This is a genomic window from endosymbiont of Sipalinus gigas (genome assembly GCF_004296475.1).
Classification (GTDB): domain Bacteria; phylum Pseudomonadota; class Gammaproteobacteria; order Enterobacterales; family Enterobacteriaceae; genus Nardonella.
In genome coordinates this window covers 71,238-86,104 of the sequence record NZ_AP018162.1, presented here as the reverse complement: position 1 = coordinate 86,104, position 14,867 = coordinate 71,238, and the positions used below count along the sequence as shown (strand labels likewise).

The following is a 14,867-nucleotide window of genomic DNA, read 5'->3' as shown; positions in this document are numbered from 1 at the left end:
TTATTTAAAAATATTATTAGTTTTAATCATATTGCTTACATAAATAGGTTTTTTATTTATAAACTGTATTTTAGTTAATACTAAAAATCCATCTAATGTTTTTATATATATTTTTTTATTTTTAATAAAAATATTTTTTTCTATTAAATTTTTATTTTTATTAATTAATTTATATTTTATTATATTTATTTTTATGTTTTTAAAATAAAAAAAACATTTTTTTTCTATAAATGCTTTAAATTTTTTATATATATTTTTATTTTTTTCTTTTAAATTTATTTCTAAATCATTTTTATTTATTTTTCTAGCATATTTTTTTTCTATTAAATAATATTTACTTAATTTAATATTAAATATTTTATTAATAGGTAATAAATTGTTATATAAAATTTTATTTAATATAAATACTAATCCATAAGATGATAATTTAGATAATCTATTGTATAGATTTATATAAGTTTCGTTTTTTTTTAATTTTATATATTTTTGAAAAATTATATCTCCATTATCTATTTTTTCATTCATTTTTATTATAGTAATGCCAGATACTTGTTCACCTGATAATATAGTCCAATATATAGGAGCAGGTCCTTTCCATTTGGGTAATATTGATCCATGTACATTTATACATCCATATTTTGGTATATTTAATATATTTTTATCTAATATAATACCATATGAAGATACTATAATTATATCTATATTTAAATTATTTATTATATTATAATAATAAATATTATTTATATTATTAGGTTGAAAAAATTTTATATTATTTTTTATTGCGAATTTTTTTACAGGATTTATTTTATTTAATTTACAATCAGGTTTAGTAAATATGCAAACTATTTTAAATCTATTAAATTTAATTAAATAATTTAAATTATTTACTGTAAATTGTTCAGATCCAGCAAAAATTATATTTATTTTTTTATTTATTAATATCATTTATTTTTATATATTTATTTATTTTTCTAAAAATTATGCTTTTTTTTAATTCAGATAAATAATCTATAAATAATTTACCATTTAAATGATCAATTTCATGTTGTATACATATAGATAATAAATAATTATTTTTTGAATTTATAATTAATTTATTACCATTTCTATCTAGAGCTTTTATTTTTATTGTTTTATATCTTGGAACAGAATAAAATATATTAGGTATTGATAAACATCCTTCTTTTATATAATCTATTTTTTCATTACTTTTATATATTAATTCGGGATTTATTAATATTATTTCTTTTTCTATATTTAATACTATTATTTTTTTATGTATATTAACTTGTGTTGCAGATAATCCTATTCCTTTATTATAATATAAAGTATCTAATAAATTATTTATTATAATTTGTGTATTATTATCTATAGAATTAACATATTCAGCTTTATTTCTTAGTCTATTATCGGGATATAGTAATATTTTTAGTATTGACATTATAGTAACTTTTATAATAAATTTTTAATTAATAGGATAAATTATAATAAATTTTTATAAAAAATTAAAATTGAGTATATTATATGAACAATTTTGTATTATTCGGAAATCCAATTAAACACAGTAAATCTCCATATATACATAATTTTTTTTCTAATCAAATAAATATAAAATATTTTTATTATTTATATGAAATTTTAGATACAAATGATTTTGAGCCTAATTTTATAAATTTTTTTTTACAAAATGGTAATAATGGAGCAAATATTACTATCCCATTTAAAGAAAGGGCTTTCAATTTATGTAATTTACTTACTGAAAATGCTAAACTTTCTGAGTCTGTAAATACGATAAAAAAAAATAGTAATGGAGAAATAATAGGAGAAAATACAGATGGATTAGGTTTATTATATGATTTAAAAAGATTAAATTTTATTAAAAATAATATTAATAAAGTTTTAATAATAGGCTCTGGAGGAGCTTCTAAAGGAATTATACCATCATTAATAAAAAATAAATGTAATATATTATTAACTAATAGAACAATAGATAAATCTGAAAATATAAAAAATATGTTTTATAAAAAAAATATATATATAGATGTAATGCCATATGATAAAATATATAATTACAATTTTGATATTGTAATAAATTCAACATCTTCTGGCATAGATAATAAAATACCTAATATATCAGAAAAAATAGTAAATAGTAAAACAAAATATTATGATTTATTTTATGATACTAAAAATGAAACTCCATTTATAAAATGGTGTAAATCAAATGGTGCTAAATTTGTATCAGATGGATTAGGAATGTTAATCTGTCAGGCTGCATTTTCATGTTTATTTTGGCATAACAAAATGCCAAATCCTATTAATTTAATAAATAAATTTTATGAAAAAGACTAAATTTTACTTAATTTTAATATTATAAAATCAAATATATTATATATAATATTGTAGTTTTTAAAAAAATTAATTTTTTTTATAAAAACATTAAAATTATTTATATTAATAATATTTTTTTTTTTATTAAAAAATATAAATATTATACTTAGCAATCCTCTTACAATAATTGAATTGCTATATCCATACATAAATATTATATTATTTTTTACTTTTAAATTTATCCAAATATTATTACTACATGTTTTTAACATATTATTATTAATAATCATATATTTAGACATTTTATATAAAAATTTTTCATTATTTAATATTAAATTAAATTTATCTTCCCATTCATTTATTAATTTCAATTTATTTAAAAATAATACTTTATTAAATTCTTTTTTTAAAGAATATATTAACATTATAATTATTTATATCTTTTTTAAAATATATACAGTATATATTAATTTATCTATAAATGTATTTATATCATTGAAATTATTATATATAGATATTGATACTCTACATAATCCATCTATGTTATAAAAATTCATTAATGGTATTGCACATTGATTACCAGTTCTTATATATATTTTATTTTTATTTAATACTGTTCCTATATCAAAATTATTAATCTTTTTAATATTAAATGATATTATACTTATTTTATTTTTATTTTCACCATATATTTCTATATCTTTAAAATTTTCTTTTAATAGATTTATTAGATAATTAATTAGTAATTTTTCCCATTTTATTATATTTATAAAATTTATATTTTCTATAAAATTTATTGCTGAATTTAGTCCTATTATGCTAGCAGCATTTATTGATCCAGGTTCAAATCTCCATGGATAATCTATATAATCTATTTTATTATTATTTATATTTATATTTTTTATTATTGATCCACCTGATTGCCAAATAGGAAGATTTGATATTATTTTTTCTTTTACATAAAGAATACCTATTCCTGTAGGTCCATATATTTTATGACCAGAAAACATATAAAAATCACAGTCTAAATCTTGTACATTTACTTTATTATGAGTTATATATTGAGTTCCATCTACTATTATAAATAAATCATTATTTAATGATCTTAAAATTTTTATTATATTTTTTATATTATTCTCTATACCTAATACATTAGATAATTGAGTTATAGATATTATTTTAGTATATTTATCTACAAGAGATAACATTTTATCTAAATTTAAATTACCATCATTTAATAATTCAATAAATCTTATTTCATATTTAATTTCTTTAGATAAATTAATCCATGGAACTATATTTGAGTGATGCTCAGATATTGATATTAAAATATTATTATTATTAGATAGTATTTTTCTACCTAATGTATTTACTATTAAATTTATACTTTCTGTAGTTCCTTTAGTAAATATTATTTCTCTATAATTTTTAGAATTTATAAAATATGAAATATTTTTTCTTATATTTTCTATCCTTTCTGTATTATTTATACTATAATCATATATCCCTTTCTTTATTGACGAATATTCTTTTAAATAAAAATCATTCATTTCTTTTATTACACATTTAGGTTTATGTGTAGTAGAAGCATTATCTAAATATATTATTTTTTCATCATCAAATATTTTAAATATAGGAAATTGATATCTTATTTTTTTTATGTTAAACATTATTTATTTTAATTTTAAATTTTTTTTCTAACATTAAAATACATTTATTTATAATAATATTTATTTCTATATCACTTAAAGTAAATTTATTACCTTGTATTAATATTCTTATTGTTAATATTTTTTCTAATTTTAAATTTTTAAATATATCTATTAAAAATACATCAATTATATTGATATCAACTAATTTACATTTATCAATTAATTCTTCTATATTAATATTATCTTTAATTAAAATTGATAAATCTCTTTTATTTATTGGAAATTTATATATATTATTTATATTAAATTTTTTTTTATCTAAAAATAATAATTTTATTTCAAATATCATTATTTTATATTTATTTAAATTAAAATGATTTAATATTGAATCTTTAATATATCCAAAATATCCTAATTTTTTATTTTTTTTTATAATATCTAATCCATTTATTAATTCATTTTCTGAACTTATTTTAAAATTATAATATATATTTAATATATTTAAAATAATTTCTATTTCTCCTTTTAAATTATTAAAATTATAATTATATTTTTTAATATTATAGTTATATATAAATTTATCACTTATGTATATTAATCCAGATATTTTTTGTTCTTCTATTATTCTATTATTATTTGAATATTTAAAACAAACTCCATGTTCAAATATTTTTATATATTCTTGTTGTCTATTTATATTAAATTTAGCTGTTTTAATTAGACCATATATTAAAGAATTTCTTAATATTGACATATCATTAGATATAGGATTTTTTATATATATCAATTTATCTTTAAATATATTTATATTAAAATTTATCATACTATATGAAATAATTTCATTATATCCTGAATAAATTAAAAAATTTTTTATTTTATCTATATTATTTATATAATAATTATTATTAATATATTTATATTCTATAGGAATATTATTATATTCATAACATTTTAGTATTTCTTCTATTATATCTTCTTCTTTTTTTATATCTATTCTATTTATATTTGGATATATTTTATAATATTTTTTTTTAATATAAAATTTGAAATTTAATTTATTAAATATTTCTAATAATTTATTTAAATTTATCTTAAATCCGAAATATTTATTTATAGTACTTTTTTTTAATATAATAAAATTTCTATTTATATTATTATTTATAATATCTATATTTAAATTATAACTTTTATTAAGAATTAAATTTATTATATTTATAAAATCTTCAAATATTAAGTTTAATATATCTATATCTATTTTTTTTTTATATAAATTTATTATAAATTTATTTTTATTTATATATTTATTTATATTATTATCTATAATATCTTTTTTAAATTCTATACATATTATTAATATATTATTTTTTATTTTATTCAATGAAAAATTTTTATTACTTAATCCTACTATTGACAATAAATCGTTATTTATATTAAAAAATGATAAAATATTATTTTTATCAAATTTTAAACATATGTTTTTAACTTCAGTATCAGATAAGCTTAATATTTCTATTGGATATCCATATTTTATAATAATATAATTTGCTATATTTTTTATTAAATTATTTTCAATTTTTATATCACTTTTTATTAATCTTTCTTGTATAAAAATTGGGGTAAAATAATTATTATTTATATATATATTATTTATAATTTTGAATCCATATATATTATAAAGTTTACTATCTATGTTCAATTTATTTTTACTAACAATAGTATTAAATTTTAATGGAGGGATTAAATTTAATTCTTTAATAATATCATAGATACTATTTATATCTTTTCTATTATGTGGTATAATAATATCTATTATATTATCATTAATATCTATTAAATTTATTAAATTTTCACCTATATTAAATTTACTATTATTTAATTTTATTATTGAATTTTTTTCTCTATTATTTATAATATTTGAACTATATATTATATAATTAATATTTATATTATTTTTTTTACATAAAATAATAATTTTATCATTTTTTTTTAAAATATATTTTTTATTATTTAAGTATATTTTTTTTATTATTTTAAAACCTATATCTATATATAATATTATATTGTTTATATTAGTTTTTATTTTTAATATTTTTCCTACTATTGCTTTATATATATTATTATTCTTATTTATTTTAATAATATTATTTATTTCTAATGTAGATTTACTAAATAATTCTAAATTATTATAATCTTTAATTAATTCTTTTATCCAATTCTCACTAAATTTCATTATATTAGATTTTAAATTCTTATATAAAAGAAAATTGACTTAAAAAATTTAAATCATTTTCGAATAAAGTTTTTAAATTATTTATCTTATATTTAATCATTAATAATCTTTCTACTCCCATACCAAATGCAAATCCAGAATATTTATTACTATTTATTTTCATTTTATCTAAAACATTAGTATGAATTATTCCACATCCTAATATTTCTACCCATTTTCTATTAAAAAAAATATCTATTTCTATTGAAGGTTCAGTAAAAGGAAAATATGATATTCTATATCTAATTTTCATTTTTTTTTTAAAAAAATAGTTTATAAAATTAGTCAATATTGTTTTCATATTTATTAAATTTATATTTTTATCTATACTAAATCCTTCAATTTGATGAAACATAGGAGAATGAGTTTTATCTTTATCTTTTCTATAAACTTTTCCATATGATAATATATTTATTGGGATTTTATTATTTATATATGAATATCTTATTTGTATACTAGATGTATGGGTTCTTAATAATTTAAAATTATTTATCCAAAATGTATCACTTTTATTTCTAGATGGATGATCTTTAGGTATATTTAAATAATCAAAATTGTGTAAATAATCTTCTATTTCATTTCCAATATAAATGTTATATCCTAAATTTTTAAAATAAAATTTTATATCATTTATAACTATATTTATAGGATGTAAATTTCCTATTTTGTTTTTTATACTAGGAAATAAAAAATCAATATTTTCTTTATATAATTTTTTATTTTTTATTAATATTTTTTTTTCATTAAAAAAAATATTTATATTTTTTTTTACCAAATTAAATATTTTCCCTACTTCAGATTTATCATTTTCAGATAAATCTGATATATTACTGCTCATATATTTATATAAATATCCATTTTTACCTATATATTTAGATTTAAATATTTTAAATTCTTCATAATTTGAAATTTTTTTTTTATAAAAATCAAACTTAATTTTATCTAATATATTATTTAATTCATATATTTTTTTTTCTAATTTCATTAATTATTTATAATTTTAATTAAATTTAAAAAATATTCATTATTATTTAATATAATATTTGATAACATTTTCCTATTTATTATTATTGAATTAATTTTTAATTTGAAAATTAATTTGCTATAAGTTAAATTATGTTCTCTTGAAGCTGCATTTATTCTCATTATCCATAATTTTCTCATATTTCTTTTTTTATGACGTCTATGTATATATGAATATTGTCCAGATTTTATTATAGATTGATTAGCTATTCTATGTGATCTAGATCTAGATCCATAATATCCTTTAGCTTGTTTTAATATTTTTTTTTTTTTTAAATGAGATACAACAGATGATTTTACACGTGTCATTATTTATATGGTAAGCATTTATCTACTAAATTAACATCATTTTTAGAAACAATAGAATGTTTTCTCAATTTTCTTTTATTTTTTGAAGATTTTTTTGTTAAAATATGTCTTATATTAGAGCTTTTATGTTTAAATTTTTTATATTTTATTTTCTTAAATCTTTTTTTAGCACTGCATAATGTTTTTATTTTATTTTTTTTCATTAATTTTAAATTTATTTTTTTGGTATTAAAAATAATGATATATATTTACTTTCTATTTTTTTAGGAAAATTTTCTATATTAGATAAATCTTTAGAATCATTACATATTCTTTTTAATATATCTATTCCTATATCTTTATGTATTATTTCTCTACCTTTGAATTTTAAGGTAATTTTAACTTTATTTTTTTTTTTTAAAAAATCTAGTATTTTTTTTAATTTTATTTGATAATCTCTTTCATATATATTTATTTTTATTTTTATTTCTTTTACATTTATTTTTTTTATCTTATTATTTTTTATTTTCTTTTTTTTTTCATATATATATTTACCATAATCCATAATTTTATATATTGTAGGTATAGAATTAGAATTTATTAAAATTAAATCTAAACTTAATTCATTAGCTTTATCTAAAGCATCTTTATAATATATAATTTCAGATTTTTCATCCTCATAAATTAGTCTTATTTTTTTATTATATATATTATCCAAATTGTTTTTATTATAATTATTTTTTATTTTCATTTTTATATTATAAAACTCTATTTTTTATTTCATTTTTTATTTTAATTAAAAATTCTTCATAATTTATAGTATAAATGTAATCTTTATCTCTTTCTCTTATAGATAAAATATTATTTTTTATTTCTTTATCTCCAATAACAATTATATAAGGTATATTTAATATTATATTTTCTCTTATTTTATATTTTATATTTTTATTCCTTAAATCTATTTTAACTCTTATTTTTAAATCTAATAATTTATTATATAAATTAAATATATATTTGTTATTATTATCATTTATATTTATTATAACAATTTGTATTGGAGATATCCAAACTGGATATTTTCCTTGAAAATGTTCTGTTATTATACCTATAAATCTTTCTATTGACCCTAATATTGCTCTATGTATTATTATAGGATTTTTTTTATTATTATCTTTATCTATATAATAAGCATTTAATTTATTAGATAAAAATAAATCCAATTGGATTGTTCCGCATTGCCATGGTCTATTAATATAATCAAATAATATAAATTCTATTTTCGGTCCATAAAATGAACCCTCACCTACATTAATATCAAATTTAATTTTATTATTATTTAATATATTTAATATTAAATTTTCTGACTTATCCCATAAAATATCATCTCCTATTTTAAATTTTGGTCTAGTTGAAAATTTTATATTAATTTTATTAAAATTAAATATACTATAAACATTATTAATAATAGATATACAATTATATATTTCGTCATATATTTGATTTTCTAAACAAAATATATGAGCATCGTCTTGTACAAAAGAATTTGTTCTCATTAATCCATATAAAGATCCAGATGGTTCAATTCTAAAACAATTTCCAAATTCTGAAATTCTTAATGGTAAATCACTATATGATCTTAATTTATTTTTAAATAAATATATATGACCTGGGCAATTCATAGGTTTTATACAAAATTCTCTATTTTCTTTATATATAGAAAACATATTTTTATTAAAAAAATTATAATGTTCTGATTTAATCCATAATTTTTTATTTATTAAAACAGGAGTTTTTACTTCATTATATGAATATAATAATAACTTTTCTCTTATTAATTTTTTTAATTCTTCAAATATATATAATCCATTTTCATCCCAAAATATCATTCCTGGAGAATCTTTATTTATATAATATAAATTAATTTTTTTATTTATAATTTGATGACTTAAATTATTATTAATTTTATTTTTTTTCATTTTAAAAATAAATAGTATTTATATTAAAATAAATTTATTATTAATAATAAACTAAAAATTTTACATTTTAAATATCAAAATATTAAACCCTTAATAAAATGAATTTTAATGAACATTTAATATTTTTAATATCTAGTATTTTTTTTATAAAAAATTATGGATTTTTTAAATATTTATCAAAAGAAGAATGGGTATATTTATATATAGGAGGCATTTTAACTTTTTCATTACCTGATATAGATCATCCAAATTCATTTATAGGAAGTAAAATTAAATTTATATCAAAGTTAATAAATAAAAAAATAGGTCATAGAAAATTTACTCATAGTTTATTAATATTAATAATATTAAATTATTATTTTAAAAAAATAGTAAATTTATATTTTACATCTAATTCATTATATTATGGAATGATAATAGGATATATTACACATATAATATTAGACTTATTTACACCTATGGGGGTGGAAATATTATGGCCATTAAATTTTAAATTTAAAATATCAATATATTATTTTATTAAAATTATAAAATATATTATAATAATGTTATTATATTTATTATTAATATTTTTAATTTTAAAATTAAATGTCTATTATATTAGGAATAGATCCTGGATATAAAATTACAGGTTATGGGATAATAAAAAAATATAAAAATAATTTATTTCATATAGATAATGGATCTATAAGTCTTAAAAATGAAAGTAATTTATTTAAAGTAATAAAAAATATATACATTAAAATTAGTTCTATAATAGTTGAATTTAAACCTAATTATTTAGTTATAGAACAAATATTTGTAGGTAAAAATTTTAATTCTATTATTAAATTAAGTTATGCTAAAAGCGCTGCTATTATAGCATCATCAAATTATAATATTCCTGTTTTTGAATATAATTCAAATAAAACTAAAAAAATAATTACAGGAATAAATAATGCTAAAAAAAATGAAATACAAATTAGTGTAAAAAAAATATTAAATTTACCATTTTACATAAACAAAGATGAATCAGATGCTTTAGCTATAGCTATAACTCATTGTTTTATAAATAAAAATTGTTAATTTATAAATAATTTTACAAATAATAAAGGTATAATTTTGTGCGACAGCTGATTAGTGATAAATCGAATATAATATTATTTTTTAAATATATAATAAAAATTTTAATTATATTTTTATTAAATAATTCAATTTTAAATAAAAAATATATTGATAATAAAAATACAAATGTAGAAAATATTTTAAATATTTTAAATGCTAAAAAAATAGATAAATTACTTTATATAAAAAATAAAGATAATAAAGATAATATATATTTTATTAAATATAATAATAGTTTAAATATATCTTTATATGATTTTTTATTTATAAATAATATTAAAACCAACAGCATTAAAAATTTAATTAATCAATTTCCTAAGTTAAATAAAATTAAATACAATCAATCATTATATTTTTTTATATTAAAGAATAAAAATATAAGTAAAATAATATGGAATGTATCAAATAAAGAAAAAATAATATTTGAATGTATAAATAATAATTTTATTGAAATAAAAGTAATAAATCTAAAAAATAAAAAATTAATAATTATAAGTAGTTTATTTAACATAAATTTTTTTATAAATAATATAAAAAAAAATATATTAAATGATAATTATATAAAAACTATAAAATCAATATTAAATAAAATTACAAATATAAATAAATTAAAAACTGGAGATAAAATTAGTATAATAATACTAAATTATAATAATATATATAATTTAAATAAATCTAATAATAAATTAATAGGAATAAAAGTATATACAAATAATAAAAAATATTATGCATTAAAATTGAAAAATGATAATAAATTTTATGATCAAAATGCTAATAGTGTAAATTATAATAAATTTATTTTTCCTATTATTGGAAAAATAAATATAACTTCAAATTTTAGCAATAAAAGATTAAATCCTATAACAAATAGGATATCTCCTCATAATGGCATAGATATTAAAGTACCTATAGGTACATCAATTTTTTCTATATGTGATGGGATAATTAAAAAAGTTTCTTATGATAAAAATGCTGGAAATTTTATTGTTATAGATCATAATAATAATTATATAACTAAATATATGCATTTAAATAAATCTTTAGTAAAAACAGGACAAATAATAAAAAAAGGAGATTTAATAGCTATATCTGGTAATTCTGGAAGAACAACTGGACCTCATTTACATTTTGAAATTTGGGACAAAAAAAAAGCTATTAATCCATTAAATGTAAAAAAATTAAATAAATTACATAAATTATATGGAAATAAAAAAATAGAATTTATAAAATTTTTTAATAAAATAAATAGTTATATAGATTAAATTATGATTAATAATAAAAATTCTTTTCAAAATATTTTGGATAAATTAAAAAGTTTTTGGATTAAAAATGTAAATTCTATAAGAATAGAGTCATATGATATAGAAGTTGGAGCTGGGACATCGCATCCTATGACATTTTTATGGAGTTTAAAAGACATACCAATTTCTTTTATATATATACAGAAATCAAGAAGGCCATGTGATTCAATAAAAAATAATATAAATTTTGATAGATTATATAGTCATTTTCAATTTCAAGTAATAATAAGACCAATACCTAATAATATACAGGAATTATATATAAAATCACTTAAATATATAGGAATTAATTTAAAGATACATGATATAAAATTTATAGAAGATAATTGGGAAAATACAACATTATCATCATGGGGTATAGGATGGGAAGTTCAATTAGATACAGTAGAAATAACTCAATTTACTTATTTTCAACAAGTAGGAGGAATAAATTGTAAACCAATTATAGAAATAACATATGGATTAGAAAGAATATTAATGTTCATACAAAATTTAAATAATATATATGAGTTGATATGGGATATAAATAAATCTGGAAAATGTATAAAATATAAAGATATTTTTTATTATAATGAAATAGAATATTCTTTATATAATTATAAATATTCTAATATTAATTTAATATTTAATAGATTTATAGAATATAAAAATGAAGCTGAATATTTATTAATAAATTCACCATTAATAATTCCAACTTATGAAGCTATATTAAAATCAATACATAATTTTAATATATTAGATTCTAAAAAAATTTTTTCTTTTTTTGAAAAAGAATTTTATATTTTAGAAATACAAAAATTATCTAAAAAGTTAGCTAATAAATATGTTAATAATATAAATTTTTAAATTTATGAATAATTTATTAATAGAATTAGGTGTTGAATATATACCTTCTAAATATTTAAAAAATATATCTAAAATTTTATTAGAAAATATAAATAATAATTTTATAAAAAATAATTTAATATATTCAAATATAGAAATATTTGAAACTATTAATAGAATAGGATTTAAAATAATAAATATAAAACATAATAATATATTTTTAGAAAAAAAAGGACCTAATACAAATTTAATATATAATAATAATATAATAAATAATTGGATAAAAAAAAATAATATAAATAATTTAAATAATATAAAAATTTTAATAGATAAAAATGGATCTTATTTATTTTCTTTTATTGAAGAAAAAATATTATTAAATAATAAAATAAAATTAATATTATATAATTCATTAATTAATATAAATATTAATGAAAAAATGAATTGGAATAAATTTAATAAATTTAAATTTATAAGACCTATAAGAAATATAGTATTAATATTGAATAATAAAGTATTAAATTTAAATTTTTTTGATATAAAAACTACAAATATAACATATGGTAATAATTTTTTTAATAAAAAAAAAATTATTATAAATGATATAGATAATTATTCAAAATTACTTTATAAAAATAAAGTAATATCTAATTATGATAATAGAAAGAAATTTTTATTAAGAAATATAAAAAAAAAAATATTAAATATTAATGGATATATAAATTTTAATAATAATTTATTAGATATAATAACATCATCTACAGAATATCCTATAATAGTATTAATAAAAATAAATTTTTATAATATTTCTATAGATATAATAAAATATATATTAGAAGAAAAATTTAGATGTTTTATTATATATGATATATATAAAAAAGATAATTTATTACCATATATTATATATATATCTAATACAAAATCTATAAATATTAATATTTTAAAAAATAAAATAAAAAATAATATAGAATCCTATATAAATAATATTAATACATTAATTAATAAAGATTTAAAAAAAAATTTAATTGAATATTTGTATTATTTAAAAAATATATCATTTATAAAAAAAGAAAATTTATTAACTAAAATTAAAATAATAGAAAAATTATCTTTATATATATCAAAATTCTGCAATTCAAATATTTATAATATAAAAAAAATATCTTTACTTTTTAAATGTGACTTAGTTACAGAATTAGGATATTTTTTTCCTAAATTATCTTGTTTGATAGGTAAAATATATTTAGAAAAAAAAGATAAATATAAAAATTTATCTCATTATTTAAATGATATTTTCTTAATAAGGAATAATAAATTTATTATAGATGAAATAAGATTAGAATCTTGTATAGTATATATATCTGATGAACTTAGTACTATAGTAAGTATATATAATAATAATATATATATTCCTAAAGGAAATAAAGATTTTTTATTAATTAAAAATAAAGTAGATAATATTATAAGTATAATAATAAATAAAAAAATATTAATTTCATTAGAGGAATTAATAAATAAATCAATATTTATTTATAATAAATATAATAAAATAATAGATAAATTAATTTTTTATAAAATAAGAGATTTAATATTATCTAGATTTGAATTATATATAATTAATGCAGGATATAATAAATTAATTATAAAATCAATAATTAATAATAAAAATTTAAATTATATTTTATTATATAAAAATTTAGTAAAAAGTATAAATAAATTTTTTATAAATAAAAAAATATATATATTAATAAGTGCATATAAAAGAATAACTAACTTAATAAAGTTAAATAATAAATCTTTAATAAAAATAAATTTAAACATTAAAAAAAAACTAATTAATAGTAAATTAGAAAATAAATTATTTATTAATATAAATAATTTAGAAAAATATAAATATTATTATATTTACAATAAATTTGATTATATAATAAATGATATATATAAATTTTCTATTAATATAATAAAATTTTTAAATATGGTAAAAATATTTAAAAATACTAAATTTTTAGAAAATAGAGTTTTATTATTATATAAATCTAAAAATATATTAGATTATATATTTGATATATCATTATTAATAAATAAACTTTAATAAAAA

16 protein-coding genes are annotated in these 14,867 nt (G+C 14.0%); 6 read left to right on the top strand and 10 right to left on the bottom strand.

The genetic code is table 11. The annotated features are described in order from the left end of the window. Together NARSGI1_RS00435 and def are read right to left on the bottom strand one after the other, a co-directional pair. Positions 1-945 (bottom strand): methionyl-tRNA formyltransferase, encoded by a 945-nt coding sequence (locus NARSGI1_RS00435; protein ID WP_130616864.1) that lies wholly within the window; start codon positions 943-945, stop codon positions 1-3. Next, a complete protein-coding gene (gene def, locus NARSGI1_RS00430) occupies positions 929-1,441 on the bottom strand; it encodes a peptide deformylase (RefSeq protein WP_130616863.1) in 513 nt (170 codons plus the stop codon). Before def ends, NARSGI1_RS00435 begins: the two co-directional genes overlap by 17 nt. 83 nt (positions 1,442-1,524) lie before the next feature. Between def and aroE the strand changes: the two genes are divergently transcribed. Continuing rightward, positions 1,525-2,352: a shikimate dehydrogenase gene (aroE, locus tag NARSGI1_RS00425; protein WP_130616862.1), complete on the top strand. Its 828-nt coding sequence runs from the start codon at positions 1,525-1,527 to the stop codon at positions 2,350-2,352. On the opposite strand, the gene NARSGI1_RS00420 is transcribed toward aroE, so the two are convergent. From NARSGI1_RS00420 to thrS, 8 genes are read right to left on the bottom strand one after another with little or no spacing between them, the layout of a single operon-like run. Beyond that, complete coding sequence (locus NARSGI1_RS00420; protein ID WP_130616861.1) at positions 2,349-2,756, bottom strand: SufE family protein; 408 nt, start codon at positions 2,754-2,756, stop codon at positions 2,349-2,351. The genes aroE and NARSGI1_RS00420 overlap by 4 nt on opposite strands. Positions 2,757-2,765: 9 nt before the next feature. Next, complete coding sequence (locus NARSGI1_RS00415; protein ID WP_130616860.1) at positions 2,766-4,001, bottom strand: aminotransferase class V-fold PLP-dependent enzyme; 1,236 nt, start codon at positions 3,999-4,001, stop codon at positions 2,766-2,768. After that, positions 3,994-6,213 (bottom strand): phenylalanine--tRNA ligase subunit beta-related protein, encoded by a 2,220-nt coding sequence (locus NARSGI1_RS00410; RefSeq protein WP_130616859.1) that lies wholly within the window; start codon positions 6,211-6,213, stop codon positions 3,994-3,996. Before NARSGI1_RS00410 ends, NARSGI1_RS00415 begins: the two co-directional genes overlap by 8 nt. Positions 6,214-6,232: 19 nt before the next feature. Continuing rightward, on the bottom strand, positions 6,233-7,237 hold the full coding sequence (gene pheS, locus NARSGI1_RS00405) for a phenylalanine--tRNA ligase subunit alpha (RefSeq protein ID WP_130616858.1): 1,005 nt from the start codon (positions 7,235-7,237) through the stop codon (positions 6,233-6,235). After that, a complete protein-coding gene (gene rplT / locus NARSGI1_RS00400; RefSeq protein WP_130616857.1) occupies positions 7,237-7,584 on the bottom strand; it encodes a 50S ribosomal protein L20 in 348 nt (115 codons plus the stop codon). The genes pheS and rplT overlap by 1 nt, the downstream gene beginning before the upstream one ends. Beyond that, positions 7,584-7,787 carry a 50S ribosomal protein L35 gene (gene rpmI / locus NARSGI1_RS00395; RefSeq protein ID WP_130616856.1) on the bottom strand — a complete coding sequence of 68 codons (204 nt, stop codon included), beginning with the start codon at positions 7,785-7,787 and terminating at the stop codon, positions 7,584-7,586. Before rpmI ends, rplT begins: the two co-directional genes overlap by 1 nt. A gap of 11 nt (positions 7,788-7,798) precedes the next feature. Beyond that, positions 7,799-8,314, bottom strand: a complete 516-nt coding sequence (gene infC / locus NARSGI1_RS00390) for a translation initiation factor IF-3 (RefSeq protein ID WP_130616855.1) — start codon at positions 8,312-8,314, stop codon at positions 7,799-7,801. A 7-nt stretch (positions 8,315-8,321) separates the two neighbouring features. After that, a complete protein-coding gene (gene thrS, locus NARSGI1_RS00385) occupies positions 8,322-9,539 on the bottom strand; it encodes a threonine--tRNA ligase (RefSeq protein WP_130616854.1) in 1,218 nt (405 codons plus the stop codon). 98 nt (positions 9,540-9,637) lie between these two features. On the opposite strand from thrS, the gene NARSGI1_RS00380 reads away from it, so the two are divergent. Genes NARSGI1_RS00380 through NARSGI1_RS00360 form a run of 5 tightly spaced genes read left to right on the top strand, consistent with a single transcriptional unit; the run spans position 9,638 to position 14,861 of the window. Continuing rightward, complete coding sequence (locus NARSGI1_RS00380; protein WP_130616853.1) at positions 9,638-10,162, top strand: metal-dependent hydrolase; 525 nt, start codon at positions 9,638-9,640, stop codon at positions 10,160-10,162. After that, complete coding sequence (gene ruvC / locus NARSGI1_RS00375) at positions 10,128-10,604, top strand: crossover junction endodeoxyribonuclease RuvC (RefSeq protein ID WP_130616852.1); 477 nt, start codon at positions 10,128-10,130, stop codon at positions 10,602-10,604. The genes NARSGI1_RS00380 and ruvC overlap by 35 nt, the downstream gene beginning before the upstream one ends. Before the next feature lie 38 nt (positions 10,605-10,642). Then, entirely contained in the window at positions 10,643-11,905 is a 1,263-nt protein-coding gene (locus tag NARSGI1_RS00370; RefSeq protein ID WP_130616851.1) for a peptidoglycan DD-metalloendopeptidase family protein, read from the top strand. Positions 11,906-11,908: 3 nt separating this feature from the next. Further along, positions 11,909-12,790: a glycine--tRNA ligase subunit alpha gene (locus NARSGI1_RS00365; RefSeq protein ID WP_130616850.1), complete on the top strand. Its 882-nt coding sequence runs from the start codon at positions 11,909-11,911 to the stop codon at positions 12,788-12,790. A 4-nt stretch (positions 12,791-12,794) separates the two neighbouring features. Next, complete coding sequence (locus NARSGI1_RS00360; protein WP_130616849.1) at positions 12,795-14,861, top strand: glycine--tRNA ligase subunit beta; 2,067 nt, start codon at positions 12,795-12,797, stop codon at positions 14,859-14,861. The last annotated feature ends 6 nt before the right edge of the window (positions 14,862-14,867 follow it).